This window comes from Methylomonas lenta (assembly GCF_001644015.1).
In the GTDB taxonomy this organism is placed as follows: domain Bacteria; phylum Pseudomonadota; class Gammaproteobacteria; order Methylococcales; family Methylomonadaceae; genus Methylomonas; species Methylomonas lenta.
In genome coordinates, this window is the sequence record NZ_LUUI01000111.1 from 60,658 (window position 1) to 80,791 (window position 20,134).

The window sequence follows — 20,134 nt, forward strand, 5'->3', positions numbered from 1 at the left end:
AGATGCAGCCCCATCCAACCTTCTATGAGTTGCTCAATATTTGGTAAGGATTCTAATTCAAATGATTGCTATCCTTAGCGGTTAGTTAAAGGGATGTTGCAAAAAAGTGACTAAGAATATCAATTATTTAGCTTTAAATGACTAAACAAAAACCAAACATGGACGCACCTTTTCATGCCGACTTTTACGGCTTTGTCATTGACAGCGAGAAAGGCTTAACTTTCGCAGGCAAGCCCGTTAGCCTACATCCCAAAGAATTTAATCTGCTGCTTGAATTAATCAAGCAAGCCGGCAATCGGGTTTCAAAAGAAGACTTGATTGCTACTGTTTGGAACAATGTACCCACTTCCGATGAGAGTATTTCCCGCTGCCTATCGATTTTAAAATCAACCCTGCGCCAGGTCAGTCCGGGCACGGAATTGCTAATAAAAACCGAATACGGCCAAGGTTATCGATTTATTGGTCAAATCGGGAAGCCGGCAACCTTTGTCAATGAAGAAAACTTCTTTTTACTTATCAACACTACTCGCAATTTAGTAACCTTACAGGATGGCCAGAATCGATGGCAAATTGCCAACAACGCTAGCCTCAAGCTTTTTGGATTAGTCGCCAAACCCTGGCAAGGGAAAACCTATGAAGAATTGACTGCACTTTGTGACGCCCATTGTCGCCAACATTTTGAAACCTGCATGCAAATTGACGAGCAGGCTTGGCAATCAAAACAAGTAATTGAATTTATCGTAAGCACAGAAACTGAGAAACACAAAGGCCAACAAAGACGTGTTTTTGAAATCACCAAGACACCTATTTTCGAAGCAAACGGCAGCCGAAAAGCCTTAATTACATTGGGGCAAGAAATTACCGATCGGATTGAAAACGAAAGACAGGGCCGATTGATTAGTCAAGTACTGGCCAATAGCGATGAAGCGGTTTTAATCAGCGACCAAAATAACAATATTGTCTATGTGAATAATGCTTTTACGTGTATCACAGGCTACACGCTTGAAGAAGTCGCAGGACAAAACCCGCGCATACTGTCTTCGCAACGTCACGACCTAGCTTTTTATGAAGACATGTGGCATCAGCTCATTAATGAAGGTACTTGGCACGGTGAAATATGGGATGCACGAAAAAATGGCGAAATTTACCCTAAATGGCTAAATATCAGCACTGTGCACGACAGTGAAGGCGTCATATGTAATTTTGTGGCTATTTTCAGCGATATTTCCAAACGTAAAGCCGATGAAGAGCTGCTGGCCTTTCTGGCCTTTCATGACCCACTGACAAAATTACCCAATCGATTATTATTAAAAGATCGATTTGATCAGGCCGTCGGCCAATCTCATCGACAATATACCGGGTCGGTTGCCTTGTTATATTTAAACATCGATCAGTTTAAAAAAATTAACAACACATTAGGGCATGAAGTGAGCGACCGCTTCCTTGTCGCGGTCGCCAAACGTTTAGAAGCCTGTCCGCATGAAATCGATACAGTTAGTCGATTAGGCAGTGATGAGTTTGTCGTCGTGCTAAATGACATACCCGATACACATGCCGTTTCTTTAATCGCTCAAACCATCCTGAATCATTTAGCCGAGGTATTTGAGATTGACGACTACCGACTAACATCTTCTGCCAGCATAGGCATCGCGTTATATCCCATTGATAGCGATAATTTTGAAACACTTTTAAAGCTTGCCAATAGCGCCATGTATCATGCAAAAGATAGCGGTTGTAATACTTATCGCTTCTACACCGATAAAATGAATATCGATGCCATGGAGCGTTTACGTATGCGTAACAGCCTGACTGTTGCGTTACGTGAACAAGAATTCGAATTATTTTATCAACCGCAGTTCGACTTGATTTCTTCCCAATTAACCGGCTTAGAAGCATTGATTCGTTGGAACCATCCCGAAAACGGATTAATGCAGCCCAGCAAATTTATTCCAATTGCAGAGCAGACTGGACAAATTGTGCAGATTGGGGAATGGGTCATTCATGAGGCCTGCCGCCAAGCCAAGGCATGGCAGCAGCAGGGTTTTCAGCCAGTAAGAATTGCCGTTAATCTGTCATGCATGCAATTTAGGCGCGGCGACATCCTCAAGATGGTGACCGACCTTACCGATGAACACGAACTTGATCCTAAATATATCGAACTGGAACTCACTGAAACGATACTTTTGCAGGATGTTGAGCATATTCTTGAGGTTGTGGAAAAGTTTAAAAACCTTCGATTTACGCTATCTATTGATGATTTTGGCACCGGTTATTCCAGTTTGGCTTATCTCAAACGTTTCCAGGTGGATAAACTCAAAATTGATCAATCGTTTATCCGCAACCTGGAGGTTGATCGACATGATTTAGCGATTGTGCGTTCCATTATTCAACTGGCGAGCGGCTTTGAGATGAAGACCATTGCTGAAGGCATAGAAACTCAAGGACAGCTTGATCTATTGCGTAAGGAAGGATGCCATGAAGGGCAAGGTTATTTCTATAGCCATCCATTACCGGCTGATCAAATCGTTCAATATCTACCAGCCTCAGCTTAGGCCAATAAAACCTGCTTGCTAACAATCCTAACATTGCGTTTATTACTCTAACTTTTATTTAGCTTGTACCGGCCACTTTTCTAGCTAACGCCAGAGAATGAGTGGCCTAGAAATGCTTGCTAGCAATTTCCATGTATAGAATAATGTAATGATTTCGTAAGTATTCATGCAGGCAAATGCCTACCGATACTTACGCGTATTCATTTAGCTTAAGCATTCATTTTGAATCAGAACCGTTTCAATCCGATAGAAAGCATATCTCGATTTTTTGGGTTATCGGCATTCTACGCGCTTAGCGCATTACTAATGTCTGTCCTATCAGCAGACAACGAGTATGTCTCTGTCTTCTGGCTCCCAAGCGGTATCGCATTTGCTTATTTATTGCTTTGGGGCAAACACTACTGGCCCGCCATTGTGATCGGTTCATTGGCATCTGACCTGGTAATGCACCACCCGATGCACTCATCCGTATTCCTGGCTTTTGGCCATGCACTATCAACTTATTGCGCAGTCTGGGTATTTTGCAAACTAAAGGATGACTTGGATAATCTGTTGAATGACAGCAAGGATTTTTTAATAATTTTGGCTATTGCAAGCATAACTTCCTGCATCAATGCCTTATTTAGCGTTCTATCAGATCATTATTTTGATCCAAACAATATTACCAACTCTAACGGCTATGGCTTTCAGGTCTGGCAGGCCAACATGCTGGGTATTACGGTAGGCACGCCTTTAATTTTAATTTGGCAACAGTTACCACGAGGATGGTTTAGCCAGCCCAAACGTATTCTGGAAACCTTGGCTTTCTTATCCCTAACAATTTTGCTGACATCAATAGTCTTTTTAGGCGTTTTCCATGAATTAATCGGCTGGATTGCAAAGGGATACTGGATATTTCTGTTGGCTATTTGGGCCGCATTTCGGTTTGGCTGTCACGGTATAGTATTGCTAATACTTTACTGCTGTTTAACAGCCATTTGGGGGACCGAACACGGGAAAGGGCTATTTGGCAGCGATATCCAAATCGGTTTACAGAATGTTTGGCTATATCAACTAAGCCTTACCCTATTCGGTCTTTTGACTGCCCTAAATTTGCGTGGTCGCCAACAAATCAAGCAGGCACTTCTGGATAAAACAGAAGAATTAGACACCTATTTCCACAATGCTTTGGATTTATTTTGCATTGCAGATATGAATGGCTATTTCCTTAAAATGAATCAGCAATGGCAAAATTTCTTGGGCTATGACCTCGCTGAACTAGAAAGCAAACCCTTTCTTGAATTTGTGCATCCAGACGATATTGCCGCCACCAAACAGGCTATGGCTGATTTAATGTCACATCTTCCGGTTAAAAACTTTGTCAATCGCTATCAACATCAAGATGGTTCATGGCACTGGATACAATGGAACTCCTGCACCAAAGGCGACCTCATCTACGCGGCAGCACGCGATATCAGCGAGCAAAAAAAGACCGAAGACGAGTTACGCTTAGCCGCGCTGGTATATCAAAACAGCAGCGAAGCCATGATGATTACCGATGCTGAAAATTGCATTATTTCGGTAAATCCTGCGTTCACCCAGTGTACTGGCTACGCCCCAAATGACGTACTGGGCAAGAATCCCAAAATATTGAGTTCAGGTAGACAGTCGCCCGAGTTTTATCAAGCAATGTGGCATGCACTTAACACCACCGGCCGCTGGCAAGGCGAAGTCTATAACCGTCGCAAAAACTCCGATATTTTTGTTGAATGGGTCATCATCAATACCGTTTTTAATCAGGATGGCTCCGTACAGCGTCGAGTAGCTTTGTTTTCGGATATTTCGGAGAAGAAAAAATCCGAAAAATTAATTTGGTTTCAAGCCAATTATGATCCATTGACCAAACTCCCAAATCGTCGGTTATTTGTTGATCGATTGCAGCAGGAATTAATTAAAGCCCAGCGGGATCAGTTATCAATAGGATTATTGTTTATCGACCTTGATCGCTTCAAAGAAGTAAATGATGGCTTGGGTCATAGCATGGGTGATGAATTACTGATTAAGGTCGCCAACCGGATCAGCAGGTGCGTGCGCAAGTCGGATACTGTAGCCCGTTTGGGCGGCGATGAATTTACCGTGATCGTGACTGAATTAAAGGACAATACCGATATCGATAAAATTGCCAAAAACATACTCACCGCCTTGGGGCAGCCATTTAGCTTAGGTAACAGCCAGGCTTACATTACCGGCAGTATTGGGATTGCCTTATCTCCCGTCGATGCGGATAATTTTGAGGATTTAATCCGCTACGCCGATCAAGCCATGTATGCCGCCAAAAACAAAGGCCGCAATGCCTATTGTTATTTCACGCCGTCGATGCAAGTCATGATGGAAAAACATTTGCATCTTACGCAGGATTTGCACATTGCAGTAACTGAAAATCAATTTATTGTGCACTATCAGCCCATTGTCGATTTAAATAAAAATCAAATTGTGAAAGCGGAAGCACTCATTCGCTGGGCTCATCCTGTTCATGGCCTGGTGATGCCGAATGAATTCATTTCGGTTGCCGAAGAAACCGGACTGATTAACGACATGGGCGACTGGATTTTTAAACAGTCGGCAATTCAAGCCAAGCGCTGGCGCCAACATGACCCGGATTTTCAAATTAGTGTCAATAAGTCACCCGTACAATTTCACACGCATGACAACGTTCATAATCATTGGACGGATTACCTGAAAAACATGCAGTTACCCGGTGATTGCGTTGTGATTGAAATAACCGAAGGCTTATTATTGGAGACGGCAACTCAAGTCACAGAAAAACTTTTACATTACAGAGACTGTGGCATCCAAGTGGCTATTGACGATTTTGGCACCGGGTATTCCTCGCTCGCCTATCTTAAGCAGCTGGATATTGATTATCTAAAAATCGACCAATCCTTCACTCGAAATATAGCAAGCCATACAAGTGATTTAGCCTTGTGTGAAGCTATCATCGTGATGGCGCACAAATTGGGTATTAAAGTTATCGCTGAGGGCATAGAAACGCCTGCACAATGCGAACTACTAATACAGGCAGGTTGTGATTATGGACAAGGCTATCTATTCTCCAAACCAGTAGCAGCTGCTGAATTTGAAACCTTATTGACCCCTCGTGTTTCAGCTGACAGTTAGAGGGTTTTTATAAAAACCAAAAATACATCAGCAAATTAGCAAAAATACCTGCCACCACATCATCCAGCATAATGCCGAACCCGCCCTCAACATGCTGATCCAGCCATTTGATGGGCCAGGGTTTTAGAATGTCGAAAAAACGAAACAGCGCAAAACCCAGCAGCAGACTTTCCCAAGAAAATGGGATCCAGCACATCGTGATTAAAAAGCCGGCAATTTCATCCCAAACGATGCCGCCGTAATCATGCACTTGCAGCTTTTCAGCAGCTTTATCACAAATCAGAATACCCACGACTATGCTAATCAAAGTGATCGCCAGATAAATCCAGTCAGAAGCTTGAACAAGCGCCAGATAAAGCGGTATTGCTGCAAGCGTACCCATGGTGCCCGGCATCTTTTTTGACAAACCGGAACCAAAGCCAAACGCCAGCAGCAAGATAGGATCTTTAAGAATTTGTGTCGCTGTCAACCGACTATTACCGTAATGCTCTCTAAGAAAAATGCTCAAAACCTTTCGCCTCAAATACTTCAATCATGCCAGCCCGATCGACACGCAAACCCGGCTCAGCTTCGATCACGCCAACGCACTGACAGCCCACGGGCAATTTCGGCACAAACTCGGCTGGCACGGTAAAACACAATTCATAATCATCGCCTGCTATCAATGGCATACGCCAATCGCCGGTTTGCTCGATATAATCCGATACTTGCGCTGAAAGCGGCAATTGCTGCCAATCCAGACAAGCACCGACTTGGCTTTGTTGCAGAATATGCCGCAAATCTGCCGCCAGACCATCGGAAATGTCGATGCAGGCATTCGCTATACCGCGCAAGGCCAAGCCTTCAGCGATACGCGGTTGAGGCTGATTAAACCTGGCCAAGGCTGACTCAGGATCGTTGCAAGCATAACCTTGGTTGATTTTCAGCCCTAAACCGGCGTTACCCAATTCGCCAGTAACACAAATCAGATCGCCCACTTTGGCTTCTGAACGCAATAGCGCCCTGCCCTGTGGCACAGTCCCCATGGCCTGCACTGTTAGCGTCAATGGGCCAGAAGTGGTATCACCACCGATCAAATCCACATGAAATTGTTGGGCTAAACCAATAAATCCGGCAGCAAAAGCTTGCAGCCAGGATTCGTCCACTTTAGGCAAAGTCAAAGCCAAGGTCACCGCAAACGGCTCCGCACCCATGGCAGCCAAATCACTCAAATTGACTGCCAGTAACTTATGACCCAACTGCTGAGGGTCCACATCGGCAAAGAAATGCACGTTTTCCACCATGGTATCGGTGGTAACGGCCAGCTGATGATTAGCGGGTAAACTTAACAAAGCGCAATCATCGCCGATGCCCAGCTGATTAAACGGATGCTGCGGCTTATGCAGCGCAAAATAGCGCTTGATCAGATCAAATTCCGCTAAAGCCATTAACTTTGTGACTTTGCCTTTTTAGCAGCAATTTCAACCGCACGGTGTTTCTGAGACACTTTATCCAGGATGCCGTTGATGTATTTATGACTGCCTTCGGCACCAAAATCTTTCGCCAAGTTGACGCCTTCATTGATAATCACCTTGTAAGGTGTTTCCAATCGTTGCATCAATTCATAAGCGCCGATGCGTAAAATGGCCCGCTCCACCGGATCGATTTTTTCCACCGGTCTGTCAACAAACTCGGCTAACGCTGCATCGATCTCAATCAATTGCTTGGGTACGCCATGAAAAAGCTCTGAAAAATAGGTTTTTTGCGCACCTTTTAAATGCTCTTCTTCCAGAAAATAGGTTTCGATGCGCGTCAGACTATCGCCGCTCATTTGCCATTGATACAGTGCCTGCACGGCACATTTGCGGGCATTGGTTTTAGCTTGACTCATTAAACACTCATATTTTTGAAAAGACTGACCATTTCGATCGCAGACAACGCCGCTTCGGCGCCTTTGTTACCGGCTTTGGTACCGGCGCGCTCAATGGCCTGTTCAATGCTATCGACGGTTAACACACCAAAGCTGACTGGAATATCGTACTGCAAAGCCACCTGGGCAATACCTTTTACACATTCGCCCGCCACGTATTCGAAATGCGGTGTGCCGCCACGAATCACAGCACCCAAGGCTATGATGGCATCGAATTTATTGCTGGCTGCCACACGCTGCACCACCATAGGCAACTCGAATGCGCCCGGCGCTTTCACCAAAGTAATCTCATTTTTATCGGCGCCATGTCGTACCAAGGCATCGATAGCACCGCCTTCCAATTGTTCGACGATAAAACTATTAAAACGGGATGAGACGATGCAAAATTTGCCGCCTTGTGCGGAAAAATGACCTTCCAGGGTAGTGACTGCTGTCATAAGGTTACCTTCGATTAATGGTTAAAATGATTAAATGAATGAGCTAGCCGGTATATTTTTAATGGGTGGTGCCGATATGTTCGACTACTTCCAAATCAAAGCCCGACAAGCCGATATATTTTTTCTGAGTGCCCATGACTTTTAACCTATGCACACCCAAATCGGACAAAATTCTGGAGCCCGTGCCCGTGGTACGCCAATCTGCGTCGGCCGTCAGATCGTGACTATGTTTAATACCGTTATCCTGCATCTGATAAGCGTGTATCAGTTCGACCAAGGCCTTGTTATTCTCTTTTTGCCGAATGATCACCAGTACACCACAGCCGGCTTCGGCAATTTTCTCCATGGCTACACGCACCGGCAAACTGCAATCGCTACGCTGCGAAAAAAACAAGTCGTCTACTAAATTACGCGCATGCACCCTGACCAGTACTGGCTCTTCACCCGCCACATCACCCATCACCAGGGCCAGATGCACATTATCATCGTTGCGATCCTGGTAAGCATATAGCTTAAACTCGCCAAACTCGGTCGGATAGGCGCATTCACTGATGCGTTCCAGAGTGTTTTCGTGTTTGATGCGGTAATGAATCAAGTCGGCGATGGTGCCGATTTTTAAATCATGTTGCTCGGCGAACACCTCCAGATCCGGCCTTCGCGCCATCGATCCATCGTCATTCAGAATTTCGACAATCACCGCCGCCGGTTCCGCGCCTGCCAGGCGCGCCAAGTCACAGCCGGCTTCGGTATGTCCGGCTCGATTCAATACTCCACCCGCTTGTGCCATCAATGGAAACACATGCCCCGGCTGTACCAGATCGCTGGGTTGCGCATCTTTGGCTACCGCAGCCTGTATCGTCAAAGCACGATCCGCCGCCGAAATACCGGTGGTAACTCCACTAGCGGCCTCAATCGATACGGTAAAATTAGTGGTATAAGGCGTATTGTTGTCGGCAACCATCAAGGGTAGCCGCAGTTGCTGACAACGCTCGCGGGTCAAGGTCAGACAAATCAAGCCCCGGCCGTATTTAGCCATGAAATTGATATCTTCCGGGCGGGCAAAAGTTGCCGCCATCAATAAATCGCCTTCGTTTTCTCTATCTTCATCATCCATGATGATGACCATTTTGCCTTGGCGCAAATCGTCGATGATCTCTTCTATGCTATTCATTTAATAAAGCCTGCGTTTTGTAATAAGGCCTCGGTGACACCAGACGCACTGTGCGCGGCTGCTTCACCTTGCATCAAGCGCTCCAGATAGCGGGCCAGTAAATCCACTTCCAGATTCACGGCAGAACCCACTTCGGTGCTGCCCAAGGTAGTTTCCTGCAAGGTATGCGGCACAATGTTGACGGAAAAATGAGCACCATCGACACGATTGACGGTCAAACTGATGCCGTTGATGCAAATCGAACCTTTTTCGGCGATATATTTTGCCAAATTATCCGGGGCTTTGAATCTAAACCGAATCGAGCGTCCATCGGCTTTTTTTTCCACCACATGGCCGATACCATCCACATGGCCACTGACGATATGCCCACCCAGTCGGCTGGATGGCGTCATGGCCAGTTCCAGATTGACAGCCGTACCCGTGCGCGCTGTGCTTAAGGTCGTGCGTGACAAGGTTTCGTTGGAGACATCGGCGCTAAAACCATGCTCACCCAGCTCGATGGCCGTAAGGCAGACGCCATTCACAGCGATGCTATCGCCCAACGCACAATCAGCCAGCGACAACTTGCCGGTATTGATTTGTAAACGACAATCGCCACCGCGCGGCTGAATAGCGGCTATGCTGCCGACCGCTAAAATGATGCCAGTAAACATCGGCTTCCTCTGTAAGGTTATCGTGACAATGTCAGACGCAGATTGGGACCCACCTGTCTGACAGCATTAAATTTAAAAGCTTTTTTCTCCGCCATCGCTTGCAACTCGGCAAAATGAAACAAGCCTCGGGCTTGATCACCCAACACACAGGGAGCAACATACACCAGCCACTCATCGACCAAATCGGTATCAAGCAACGCCCCATTCAAGGCGGCGCCCGCTTCGACCCAGACGCTATTGATCTGCTGCTGCGCCAGATATTTAAAAGCCTGTAACAGATCAACCCGCCCATTATCTGACACCACTTGCACTACTTTACAACCGGCATCCCGCAAAGACTGCTGTTTAGCCTGATCGCCATTACAAGTCATCAGCCAGGTTTCAGCGGGTAATTGCAGCATTTTAGCATTCGGCGACATGCGCAAATTTGAATCCAGAACCACGCGAAGCGGCTGTTTCACAGCAAAATCAACCCTGGCATTCAAAGACGGATCATCCGCCAACACCGTGTCGATACCGGTTACGATGGCACTACTTTCCGCCCGCCATTTCTGTACATCCTGTCGTGCTTGTGGAGAGGTAATCCATTGACTTTGGCCATTGGCCAGAGCGGTACGTCCATCCAGACTCATCGCCAGTTTGCTGCGTACAAATGGCAAACCGGTCAGCATACGTTTAATAAAGCCTTGATTTAACTGTTCGGCATCTGCCTGTAACAAGCCACAGCTTACTTCGATGCCGGCATCACGCATCTTTTTTAAACCGTTACCGGCTACCAGTGGATTAGGGTCCTGCATCGCTACAACTACCCGAGTAATGCCGGCCGCAATCAAAGCCTCGCAGCAAGGACCGGTGCGACCATGATGACTACAAGGCTCCAGCGTCACATAAGCGGTTGCGCCGTGGGAAAGATCAGGATTGGTGAGTTTTGCCAACGCATCGACTTCGGCATGCGCCTGTCCGGCTTCTGCATGCCAACCCTCGGCAATGATTTGATTATCTTTAACCAACACACAGCCCACGCGCGGATTAGGATCGGTGGTGTAAAGACCGTTTCTAGCCAGCTGCAAAGCCCTGGCCATAAAAGCTGCATCCTGATCGCTCATGTATTTTGCATTTTTTCGATCATATCGGTGAACTCGCTGACATCTTCAAAGCTGCGATACACTGAAGCAAAGCGCACGAAAGCCACATGATCCAGGGCGCTGAGTTCTTTCATCACCAATTCGCCCAGGTCGTTGGCATGTACTTCACGTTCGCCCTTCCCGACTAAACTTTTCTTGATCCGACTGATAGCGACTTCCACTGCGTCAACCTCGACAGGTCGTTTTTCCAAGGCTCGCTGCATACCTGCGCGTAACTTAACTTCATTAAAAGCTTCACGTGCTCCATTGCGTTTGATGATGCGCGGCATTGTCAGCTCAACCACTTCAAAGGTGGTAAAACGCTCTTTGCATGCCACACACTCACGCCGGCGCTTGACCTGGTCGCCGTCATCGGCCAAGCGAGTATCGATCACCCGCGTATCTTGTGCTGAGCAAAATGGACAACGCATTTACCAATCCTGTTAAAACCAAGCGTTTGTAAAACCGGTTATTTTATTACAGATTGGTTTTTTAATGAAATCGTCGACTTAGCCATCAAACTGAAGCTGGCGCAACACCATCGACAACTGAGCGTAAATGAAGGTCGCGTTGCGGGAATGGAATTTCTATATTATGTACCTGCAAGGCCTTATAAAACTTTTTGTGTAAGATATGCGTTATTGCCATGCGGTCGCCCAATTCGCGCACGAAAACACAAACTCTAAAATCCAGCGAACTTTCACCAAAACTTAAAAAACTGACCATGGGCTCCGGATCACGCAGCACTATCTCTTCCGTAGAGATGACATCTTTTAAAACCTTTTCCACCAAATCAACATCACTACCGTAAGCCACTCCGACCATCAAAACGACCCGCGTGACAGTATCGCTCAAGGTCCAGTTCACCAACCGATCAGTGATTATGGTTTTATTCGGCACCACCAACTCTTTCAGATCCCAGTCCAGAATATGAGTGGCACGCATTTGAATCCGACAGACTCGACCTGTAACATCACCCACTGTCACGGTATCGCCAACCCGAATCGGTCGTTCAAACAATAGAATGACGCCGGAAACCATGTTGGCAAAGATTTCTTGCAGACCAAAACCCAATCCCACACTCAAGGCTGCCACCAACCATTGCACCTTAGCCCAGCTCCCGCCTAGCTCATTGGCCACAGCCAAAAATGCCACAGTTACAAGTAAATAGCGCGACAATTGGATTAAGGCATAACGACTGCCCGCCGTTAGAGAAAATTTACCCACCGACATCAAATCTACCAACGTAGGAAAGTTACTTACCAATACGAAGGCCAAACCAGCATAAAAAACCCCTATCATTAAATTAATCAATGTGACGGGCATCCACACTTCTTTACCTTCCTGCATTTCACTGTATTGCCATAGCTGCACCTGATTAAATATGGAAAAAGCTGGCACGATATCCCGCCAAACCATCCACGTACCAACCACCAACATTAAAACAATCAGAGTAGTTAGCAATTTATCGCTTTGCTGATTTATTTTGGAAATATCTAATAAGGTTTCTTCCGGCAAATAATTACCTTCTGCTCCTGCACTCACATTAGCCTGTTCAACGGCTTGCTTGCGCTTTTGCCGCGCATTTTGCAAAGCAAGTTGCCGCTTGGTCACGTTCAACCATCGTAGCGTCAATGCATGAATCAAGGCGATGAAAAACGCTAAGCGCAAGGTCATAACTAGCTTGGCTTGCAATTCCAGAGCGCTTTGATAATAACCAGCAACAGAAAAACCAATAACTACCCAAGGCGCGAGCACCGCCATTACATACCAAACATAACGTAGTTTACTGATCCAACCATTTGTAGACAGGTAATAATCTTTAGCCAAACCCGTCAAAGGATGACTCATGCGATGCAGCAAATAAGACATCGTCAACATCAAAATTATTTGCGATGTTCGCCCTAACGTAATGCTGTTCTCTGAAAACAGATTGGTGTTAGCCATGCCAATAATAAAAACACACGGAATAATAATAAAGCGAGACCATTTAATCTGACTATACAAAATTTGTACGCTGCTTTTTGACCAGTGAAATAAAAGCTCGGCCACGCCGTCAGGCTTAAATAACCTATAAAAAAACTGCAATATAGCGAGCGAGACCCCCGCAGCCAGCAGCCCGGAAGCAAACGCCCGACTGAAGCCTTCGGCGTTTGGAGTGAGCTTTATCACCGCTACCAGCGAAGCCATTATCAACGGCGCGGGTAAAGACAATAATAATAGAATCGCCAGGGCGCCCAGAGTCTGATTAAAACTAACCAAATACAATTTGGCTGTACTTTTATTTAGCAGGGTTGTCAGATAGTTTTTAATCACCGCTTTATAGCGCAAACGTAACGCAATAAAGCCCAACATCAGTGCCGAAAAATACCCCGGATAAGTTAAAAATCCTTTTAGTAAACTGTCACCCACCTTAAGCCAGTTGGATGGATCTGCAAACCACACAGCAGATTGCATAATATTGGATAAATAGGCATGAGAAATCACCGGTGCACTAGGCACCCATAATAAATGTTGATCCAGATAATCAATAAACTGGTCGGAACTGTTCAGCATTTGCTGCAAGGTAAAATCCACATCACCCAACACACGAGCATATTCGCTATAGGCGGTCGACAGCCGACCTACCAAATCTTTTTGCTCGTTAAGCAATATGCGTAATTCGGTGCGTATCTGCATCACCTCGCCGGCGCTCATACCCGCAGGCAACTCTTTCTCCAACCGCGAATATACGCTTTGGTTAGGATCCAGTAATTGATTCTGAACTTCATCCAGTTTGAATGTTTCCAAACTTACTGAGGCAATTTCATTCTGAATGGCATCCAGGGTGGCAGTATATTGCTTGCGCTGAGGCAAATTCCGCCGCTGCTCACGTAGCAAATTACCTAATGCAGGACTTAATCCAGCCAAATTGATTTTCTTTTCAGCGCTTTGAAAATCTTTTTCCAGCTGTTTAAAGCGGGCATCTACTGCATTTTTTTTCACCGTATATTGCTCGATGTTTTTATTCACATCTTGTAGCTTACGACTATAATTCATATTGTCTGCGGTAGCTTCACGAATTAACGAATGCTTACCTTCTGCTTCTTTTTCGGCCTGCAATAGTGCCGCATGCTCTTTATCAGCTTCTTGCTGCCTTTTATCAATCAGATAATTATCCAATTCGGCAATCAATAAAACCTGATGCTCTCGTTGTAAATTCAGTAATTGGCTGTGATCATTTTGCAATTCAAGCTGCATAGGGCTACTGATACTTTCCAGCTCAAGCGCCTTCAAAGTGCCGTTAAGCAAGCGAAGACGCGTTTCCAACAGAATTTTTTTGGCCTCTATGACATGCAGGTTTTCGCCGTTTTTTCTAGCAATATTTTCCTGATCTTGCTGTGTAGCTAACTGCTTAGCTTTAGTCTCGGCAATTTTTTCGCGAATTTTTTGCGGACTACGGCTCAATTCATTAATCCGGTTTTGATTTTGGACAATCTCCGCATCCAAATCGCTAAGCCGTGTTTTTTCGATGATTTTACGCTGTTCGAGTTCAGCGGTAGACAGCATTGCTAACGCTTCCGGTTTCCGGTTTTTCAGATTATTCTCGGCAGCTTGCAGCTGAACAACGAGCTTCTTGCTTTCTTCTTGAAAATGCGTGGTTAAGCGTTTAAAAGAATCAGCCAGGCTCTCTTGATTGGTCAACTCCCGCAGATTATCCTCACTTTCTTGATAGACTGTCAGAATCTGGGCTTTTAATTCGTCAGATAAATTCTGCCTGTCTTTAATGGATTGGCTTCGTTGCTGAATTTCATTCAAAGTAACGCTTTTTACCCTTTGCTTTTGATTTGCTGCTTGCGCTAGGTTTACACTGAGAAAAAGCAGTAATAGCCAGACGGTAAGAAAAGATTTGCAGGTATTAAATTTCATGTATAAAAAACAAAGAATAAATCAAAATAAAGCATGAATAGCGACAACGAACTTGAAGGCGTCATCAAATATCATCTGGATCACCATCCCAGTGAGTTATCGCATGCGGTCGATATTAGCCAGATAAACGCATGGCGTAGCTTGTTGCTTAGATTAAAGTTAATTGGGCAGTCTGTAGAAAAATACAATGGTTTGGGATATGGAAATATTAGTCAGCGTTTACTTTTTGGGAAGCCGGGCTTTTTAATTTCCGGTACACAGACAGGGCATCTGTCTCAATTAACCCCAGAGCATTTTGCTATTGTCGAGTCCGCTTCACCTAAGCGCAATTCCATCATTTCCAGCGGCCCAAGCCAGCCTTCATCAGAAGCTTTAACGCATGCCAGCGTCTATTTACACGACAACAGAGCCAACGCTGTGATCCATGTACATAGTCCTGAACTTTGGCGCAACACCCAAACTCTAGGCTTACCCCATACATGTGCCGAGATAGCCTATGGTAGCGTGGAAATGGCCGAGGCAGTAGCTGAATTATTCGCCTCCGGCCAATTAAAGCCCTTACCGCTGTTCAGCATGCTAGGTCATGAGGATGGTATAGTAGCTTTTGCTGACTCTCTACCCTCAGCGGCTACGATCTTAATCACTCAGCTTGCAAAAGCACTGGCTATTGAGCAAACAGCATTCGCTGGTTAGAATAGCCGCTTTATTAGCATATATTAATTCATACCATGCCCGAAATCATTATTTATACAGGTAGACTTTGCCCCTATTGCACCATGGCTAAAAGGCTTATAGAACGCAAAGGTGTCAGCTATACCGAAATTGATGTCGATTCAGCGCCCGGCCTGCGCCAAGATTTAATGGAAAAAACCAAACGCAGAACAATACCGCAAATTTATATCGGCGATCGACATATAGGTGGATTTGATGATTTACAAGCCATGGATTACCGAAACGAGCTCGACCCGTTACTGCAAGCCTGAGGTGATTTAGCTAATCGGTACGATTTGGATACCCACCAAGGTAGATTCTTCTTCTTGGGTCACCCACGCCACCTTACCCAATGCAGCCAAGCCAAATTCTTTGATTTGCAACTTTACCGGGGCGTTCAATTTAACAGCAGGATGATGGACTTTCAATCTGACACACAAACCTTTGGTGGAACGATTAATACCCTCAACATGCAGCCGGTCTTTTTCCACAAATAATTCTGCGGAAAATGGCGCGCTTTTCCGATAGCCACGGCGTTTAAGCCATAGCTTTTCGGCATTGTGAACCACAGTTTCAAATTCCAATCCCATCAGAATCCGACCGCGTTCCTCACGTACCCAGGCAATTTTCACCTCACCGGCCAACATTAATTCCTCGACGAAAATTTCTGCCTTATCATCTTCAAAAAGTAGTGCTTCAAAATCGGCCGCAGTTGCCAGCAATTGCCCCGGCAATAATTCCACCATAGCGCCCTTAACAGAAACATCGTAACAATTGAATTGTAAAATCTCACCGCCTACATTCAACAGACCGATAGCGTTGAAGTTTTTTCTGTACTCTTTTCTTTCTTGAAACATGGTGAAAATCTCGTATAAATCGAACGGTAGGTCAAAGATAGCTTATTTTTTCATTTCTAGCTTTAAAACAATCAGCAATTGGGATTGACTACAAAACAAATCGAGTTATTTAAAAAATCGCGGACGCATAAAGCACTTTTTGCTTTACTGAAGTTTTAGGCTTAATAATTTAGCGGCTGCTGATATTGATAAGGATGAATGGTCAATTCTTCCGGTTGCCTATTCTGCAATGCGCCGGATTGTTCCAGATAATAGTATCCAATTGCCGCCAAAAACACCCCAACCAAGCAAGCAAAGGCAATTTTCCAGATACTGTAAGGCCGTTCGCCTTGCACTTTTCCGGTTCGTCCGTTGACAACAAAGCGGTAGGACTTGTCCCGATAACGGAAAGCAGCTGACCACACCGGTAATAGGCAATGTTTATAGGTGGTATCACTGTGATGGGTGTTCACTTGATGTATTCGCTGATGATCGCCGCCAATATCATGACAAATATCCTGATAAATCTGGTTATCCATAATTTGTCGAGCGTGATCAAAACCTTCCGTTAATTCGACTTGATAGTACTCACTACGAAAACCACTCAAGTAATTTTCGTCATAAGGAATCAATCCGTGTAAATCCCAAGGTTGTAGCGCATCCAGAATTTTGCGCGGCAATGAGTGACTCGCGCCGACCAGCACGTCATCAAAAAAACGCCTTACTTGACCATTGACCAGCGTCCAACGAATTTTAGGCACCTGGCGCATTTCGGTTACCACCCGGTTATTTCTAACGACTTGTACTGCCTCCTGTACGTAATAGACATCCCCTCGCTCACCGCTGTAATTAGTGACGGTATGGCTATCGAAAGTCCAAAATGGCAAATAAACCCCGGTTAGTTTGGTATCGCTACGAGCATATTTTTTAACTGCGTTGGGGGCAAACCAAAGGTTTTTAATCCATTTTTGAAAGCCTTGCCGAGCGCGAGTTTCATCGACACTAAACGGTAACAAGGATTTAGGCTGAATAGGCTTGATTTGCGCGGTACTTGTGACGATAGGTGCGCCGCAAAAGGGACATTCTCCAGCATGATTTTTAGCTTCAAACTGAAAACCTGCACCGCATTCATCGCAATGAATACTGGGTGCGGACGATTCCACACTAGCTTTTGTCAACTGTTGCAGAGCCTGATTGAGATCGTATTCTTCAATCTTGCCCGTACGCAGTTCAATCAGGTTTTCCGTACCACAATGATCGCAAACCAAGTGTGCTGTTCCTGGTGCGTATTTAAGCACCGCACCGCATTGTTTGCAGGGAAATTGCAGCGTGACCGGCTTTGGGCTATTGGTTTTAAAAACAGCAGACATTTAGGTTTTTGGCAGTGGTGGTGGCATTTGTGCAAAAGCATTGCTCAAATGATCTACTTTTGCCGCTACGGTCCATTCGACCAGACCCTGGCTCCAAACCAAGGTTTCTCGGCTTACTTCACCGACATTGATTTTATTCATCAACTCATTCAGCTTAAACGGCCCCTGTTGCTGACCATCAAGCACAATGAAATAGGTTGCGCTGCCTGGAATGGGTGGCGGCATGGCCGAATTAGATGCTTGCGAATTTGCCTGGTTTAAGTTTTGTGCTAAATTTTGTGCCATCGCAAAACCCATGCCCATGCCAATGCCTTCACCGGCACCACCGGATGGATTGTTTGCTGCCGCCGATAGCGCTTCCGCTGTCTGAAACTGGGTATATCGTCCCAAATCGCCGATGATGCCCATACTGGTACGCTTATCCAAAGCTATTTCCACCTCCGGCGGCAAGGAGATATTTTCCACCAGCATTTGCAGCACATCCAAGCCATAGGCAGCAAACTCGGGCCTGATTTTTTGGGTGATAAAATTGCCCAGTTCATCGTAATTGGCCGCCAGATCCAGCAGCGGAATACCGGATTCGCCCAGAATATCGGCAAAGCGAGCCACAATCAGATTACGTAATTGATCAGCAATGTCGCCAGTCTGAAAATGACCACCGGTACCGACGATTTCTGTCAGAAAAACCCGTGGTTCACTGACACGTATGGTGTAAGTGCCAAAGGCACGCAAGCGCACCGGGCCAAATTCCTTATCCCGCAACATCAACGGATTTTTAGTACCCCATTTCAAATCGGTAAACCGGCGCATATTAATGAAATACACTTCGGCTTTAAATGGACTGGAAAAACCATGCGGCCAGCTTTGCAACGTGGTCATGATGGGCATATTACGCGTTTCCAGCTGGTATAAACCGGGCTGGAAAACGTCGGCAATTTGGCCTTCGTTGACTAAAATTGCCGTTTGCGACTCTCTAACCGTCAGCATGGCACCGTATTTAATTTCGTTGCCATAGCGTTCAAATCGATACAGCATAGTGTTTGACGAATCGTCGGTCCATTCAATGACGTCGATAAACTCGCCGAACAGTTTGTCTAAAATACCCACAGCCACTTCTCCCGCTTCAAATTATGAGCTTTTAGTCGTTGTGCCTGACTGCGCCGAAACCAGAGTTTTTCTGAGTTCATCTTCGCATTGCTGTAATTGCACTACGGCTTCGCTGCGCATTTTTTTACCTTGATCGGCGATTTGCAAGCTTTCTTCTATGGTAGCGATTAAAGCTTGATTGGCTTGTTTAACCACCTCGATATCAAAAACCCCACGCTCAAGTTGTTTACGAGTCTCGGCGTTGGCTAATTTGAGATTTTCTGCGTTAGATGCCAGTAAATCATTAGTCAGATCAGTGGCCGATTTAACCGTTTCAGCCGCTTGCGATGATCTAAAAATCGTTACGGCGGTAGCCAGTTGTTGGCGCCACAAAGGGATAGTATTGACGATAGTGGAATTGATTTTATTGACCAAGCCTTTATCGTTTTCCTGCACCAAACGAATGCTGGGTAGACTTTGCATGGAAACTTGCCGGGTTAAGCGCAAGTCATGCACACGTCGCTCAAGATCGTCTCTGGCGCTACGTAAATCACGTAAATTTTGCGCAGCTATCACATCCTGACTAGTTTCAGCCGTAGTACTATGCTCAGGAATCACCACCTCATCCAATTCGCGCAATTTTTCATCGCCGGCGACGATGTAATCTTCCAGCGTATGGAAATAATCCAGATTGGCCTGATAAAGCCGATCCAGAGAAGCTATATCGGTTAGCAAACTGGATTTATGTTTTTCCAGCTTGTCGGTAATCGTGTCTATCTGCTTGCGTACTTCTTCGTACTGCTGGATAAATTTGACCACCGGTTTGGTTTTGCCCAGCATTTTGGCAAAAAAACCCTGTTTTTTATTAGGATCCAACTCATCCAGATCAAAGCCACGGATGGTGGCAACCATGTCATTCAAATCGTCCCCGGCCGGACCTATGTCTTTATTTTTAACGCCCTCCAGCATTCTGTCGGACACGGTCGTTAATTGCTCCTGAGCCTTGCTACCGAAGAACATGATCGACTGGCTGTCTTTAATGTCAATTTCTTGAAATAGCTGACGAATTTTAAGCTGTTGTTCCGTTGGAGCCTGCGACAAAGCCACAACTTCAGTTTGTACCCCGGGTACAATGTCCTGTTTAGCGGATTGCTGAGTCGCTTGCATCAATGAAGTTTCGGCTAGTCGGGTGATCGATGTTTTTTGTGTACTCATAACGG

General features: G+C 45.6%; 17 protein-coding genes. 4 read left to right on the plus strand and 13 right to left on the minus strand.

The window, feature by feature from the left end:
- Positions 1–137: 137 nt before the first annotated feature.
- Positions 138–2,552 carry an EAL domain-containing protein gene (locus tag A1359_RS12570; RefSeq protein ID WP_066983298.1) on the plus strand — a complete coding sequence of 805 codons (2,415 nt, stop codon included), beginning with the start codon at positions 138–140 and terminating at the stop codon, positions 2,550–2,552.
- Between the two features lie 222 nt (positions 2,553–2,774).
- Positions 2,775–5,708 carry a bifunctional diguanylate cyclase/phosphodiesterase gene (locus A1359_RS12575; RefSeq protein ID WP_269747919.1) on the plus strand — a complete coding sequence of 978 codons (2,934 nt, stop codon included), beginning with the start codon at positions 2,775–2,777 and terminating at the stop codon, positions 5,706–5,708.
- Between the two features lie 7 nt (positions 5,709–5,715).
- Here the strand turns inward: A1359_RS12575 and A1359_RS12580 are convergent, their stop codons facing one another.
- The 9 genes from A1359_RS12580 to A1359_RS12620 all read right to left on the minus strand — a co-directional run bounded on the left by A1359_RS12580 (position 5,716) and on the right by A1359_RS12620 (position 14,911).
- Positions 5,716–6,216 carry a phosphatidylglycerophosphatase A family protein gene (locus tag A1359_RS12580; protein WP_083960621.1) on the minus strand — a complete coding sequence of 167 codons (501 nt, stop codon included), beginning with the start codon at positions 6,214–6,216 and terminating at the stop codon, positions 5,716–5,718.
- Entirely contained in the window at positions 6,200–7,135 is a 936-nt protein-coding gene (gene thiL, locus A1359_RS12585) for a thiamine-phosphate kinase (RefSeq protein WP_066983304.1), read from the minus strand. The genes A1359_RS12580 and thiL overlap by 17 nt, the downstream gene beginning before the upstream one ends.
- Positions 7,135–7,578, minus strand: a complete 444-nt coding sequence (gene nusB / locus A1359_RS12590) for a transcription antitermination factor NusB (protein ID WP_066983307.1) — start codon at positions 7,576–7,578, stop codon at positions 7,135–7,137. The genes thiL and nusB overlap by 1 nt, the downstream gene beginning before the upstream one ends.
- Positions 7,578–8,054: a 6,7-dimethyl-8-ribityllumazine synthase gene (ribH, locus tag A1359_RS12595; RefSeq protein WP_066983310.1), complete on the minus strand. Its 477-nt coding sequence runs from the start codon at positions 8,052–8,054 to the stop codon at positions 7,578–7,580. The genes nusB and ribH overlap by 1 nt, the downstream gene beginning before the upstream one ends.
- 58 nt (positions 8,055–8,112) lie before the next feature.
- Positions 8,113–9,225, minus strand: a complete 1,113-nt coding sequence (gene ribBA, locus A1359_RS12600) for a bifunctional 3,4-dihydroxy-2-butanone-4-phosphate synthase/GTP cyclohydrolase II (RefSeq protein ID WP_066983313.1) — start codon at positions 9,223–9,225, stop codon at positions 8,113–8,115.
- Positions 9,222–9,878 (minus strand): riboflavin synthase, encoded by a 657-nt coding sequence (locus A1359_RS12605; RefSeq protein WP_066983317.1) that lies wholly within the window; start codon positions 9,876–9,878, stop codon positions 9,222–9,224. The genes ribBA and A1359_RS12605 overlap by 4 nt, the downstream gene beginning before the upstream one ends.
- A gap of 17 nt (positions 9,879–9,895) precedes the next feature.
- Positions 9,896–10,984 (minus strand): bifunctional diaminohydroxyphosphoribosylaminopyrimidine deaminase/5-amino-6-(5-phosphoribosylamino)uracil reductase RibD, encoded by a 1,089-nt coding sequence (gene ribD / locus A1359_RS12610; protein ID WP_066983320.1) that lies wholly within the window; start codon positions 10,982–10,984, stop codon positions 9,896–9,898.
- A complete protein-coding gene (gene nrdR / locus A1359_RS12615) occupies positions 10,981–11,433 on the minus strand; it encodes a transcriptional regulator NrdR (protein WP_066983323.1) in 453 nt (150 codons plus the stop codon). Before nrdR ends, ribD begins: the two co-directional genes overlap by 4 nt.
- Before the next feature lie 85 nt (positions 11,434–11,518).
- Complete coding sequence (locus tag A1359_RS12620; RefSeq protein ID WP_066983326.1) at positions 11,519–14,911, minus strand: mechanosensitive ion channel domain-containing protein; 3,393 nt, start codon at positions 14,909–14,911, stop codon at positions 11,519–11,521.
- A gap of 33 nt (positions 14,912–14,944) precedes the next feature.
- Here A1359_RS12620 and A1359_RS12625 point away from each other — a divergent pair, with 33 nt between their 5' ends.
- Both A1359_RS12625 and grxC read left to right on the plus strand, forming a co-directional pair.
- Positions 14,945–15,604 (plus strand): class II aldolase/adducin family protein, encoded by a 660-nt coding sequence (locus A1359_RS12625; RefSeq protein ID WP_066983329.1) that lies wholly within the window; start codon positions 14,945–14,947, stop codon positions 15,602–15,604.
- 35 nt (positions 15,605–15,639) lie between these two features.
- Positions 15,640–15,894, plus strand: coding sequence for a glutaredoxin 3 (gene grxC / locus A1359_RS12630; RefSeq protein ID WP_066983332.1), 255 nt, complete (start codon positions 15,640–15,642; stop codon positions 15,892–15,894).
- Positions 15,895–15,900: 6 nt separating this feature from the next.
- Here grxC and A1359_RS12635 read toward each other — a convergent pair whose 3' ends face one another.
- The 4 genes from A1359_RS12635 to A1359_RS12650 all read right to left on the minus strand — a co-directional run bounded on the left by A1359_RS12635 (position 15,901) and on the right by A1359_RS12650 (position 20,129).
- Complete coding sequence (locus A1359_RS12635) at positions 15,901–16,479, minus strand: PilZ domain-containing protein (RefSeq protein ID WP_066983335.1); 579 nt, start codon at positions 16,477–16,479, stop codon at positions 15,901–15,903.
- A 161-nt stretch (positions 16,480–16,640) separates the two neighbouring features.
- Positions 16,641–17,828 carry a primosomal protein N' (replication factor Y) - superfamily II helicase gene (locus A1359_RS12640; RefSeq protein WP_066983339.1) on the minus strand — a complete coding sequence of 396 codons (1,188 nt, stop codon included), beginning with the start codon at positions 17,826–17,828 and terminating at the stop codon, positions 16,641–16,643.
- Entirely contained in the window at positions 17,829–18,935 is a 1,107-nt protein-coding gene (locus tag A1359_RS12645; RefSeq protein WP_066983457.1) for an SPFH domain-containing protein, read from the minus strand.
- Between the two features lie 21 nt (positions 18,936–18,956).
- Positions 18,957–20,129, minus strand: a complete 1,173-nt coding sequence (locus tag A1359_RS12650) for a toxic anion resistance protein (RefSeq protein WP_066983342.1) — start codon at positions 20,127–20,129, stop codon at positions 18,957–18,959.
- Between the last annotated feature and the right edge of the window lie 5 nt (positions 20,130–20,134).

Coding starts and splice junctions, on each gene's coding strand:
- A1359_RS12570 (WP_066983298.1), top strand. CDS start 138: ATGACTAAACAAAAACCAAACATGGACGCACCTTTTCATGCCGACTTT.
- thiL (WP_066983304.1), bottom strand. CDS start 7,135: ATGGCTTTAGCGGAATTTGATCTGATCAAGCGCTATTTTGCGCTGCAT.
- nusB (WP_066983307.1), bottom strand. CDS start 7,578: ATGAGTCAAGCTAAAACCAATGCCCGCAAATGTGCCGTGCAGGCACTG.
- ribH (WP_066983310.1), bottom strand. CDS start 8,054: ATGACAGCAGTCACTACCCTGGAAGGTCATTTTTCCGCACAAGGCGGC.
- ribBA (WP_066983313.1), bottom strand. CDS start 9,225: ATGAATAGCATAGAAGAGATCATCGACGATTTGCGCCAAGGCAAAATG.
- A1359_RS12605 (WP_066983317.1), bottom strand. CDS start 9,878: ATGTTTACTGGCATCATTTTAGCGGTCGGCAGCATAGCCGCTATTCAG.
- ribD (WP_066983320.1), bottom strand. CDS start 10,984: ATGAGCGATCAGGATGCAGCTTTTATGGCCAGGGCTTTGCAGCTGGCT.
- nrdR (WP_066983323.1), bottom strand. CDS start 11,433: ATGCGTTGTCCATTTTGCTCAGCACAAGATACGCGGGTGATCGATACT.
- A1359_RS12620 (WP_066983326.1), bottom strand. CDS start 14,911: ATGAAATTTAATACCTGCAAATCTTTTCTTACCGTCTGGCTATTACTG.
- A1359_RS12625 (WP_066983329.1), top strand. CDS start 14,945: ATGAATAGCGACAACGAACTTGAAGGCGTCATCAAATATCATCTGGAT.
- grxC (WP_066983332.1), top strand. CDS start 15,640: ATGCCCGAAATCATTATTTATACAGGTAGACTTTGCCCCTATTGCACC.
- A1359_RS12635 (WP_066983335.1), bottom strand. CDS start 16,479: ATGTTTCAAGAAAGAAAAGAGTACAGAAAAAACTTCAACGCTATCGGT.
- A1359_RS12640 (WP_066983339.1), bottom strand. CDS start 17,828: ATGTCTGCTGTTTTTAAAACCAATAGCCCAAAGCCGGTCACGCTGCAA.
- A1359_RS12650 (WP_066983342.1), bottom strand. CDS start 20,129: ATGAGTACACAAAAAACATCGATCACCCGACTAGCCGAAACTTCATTG.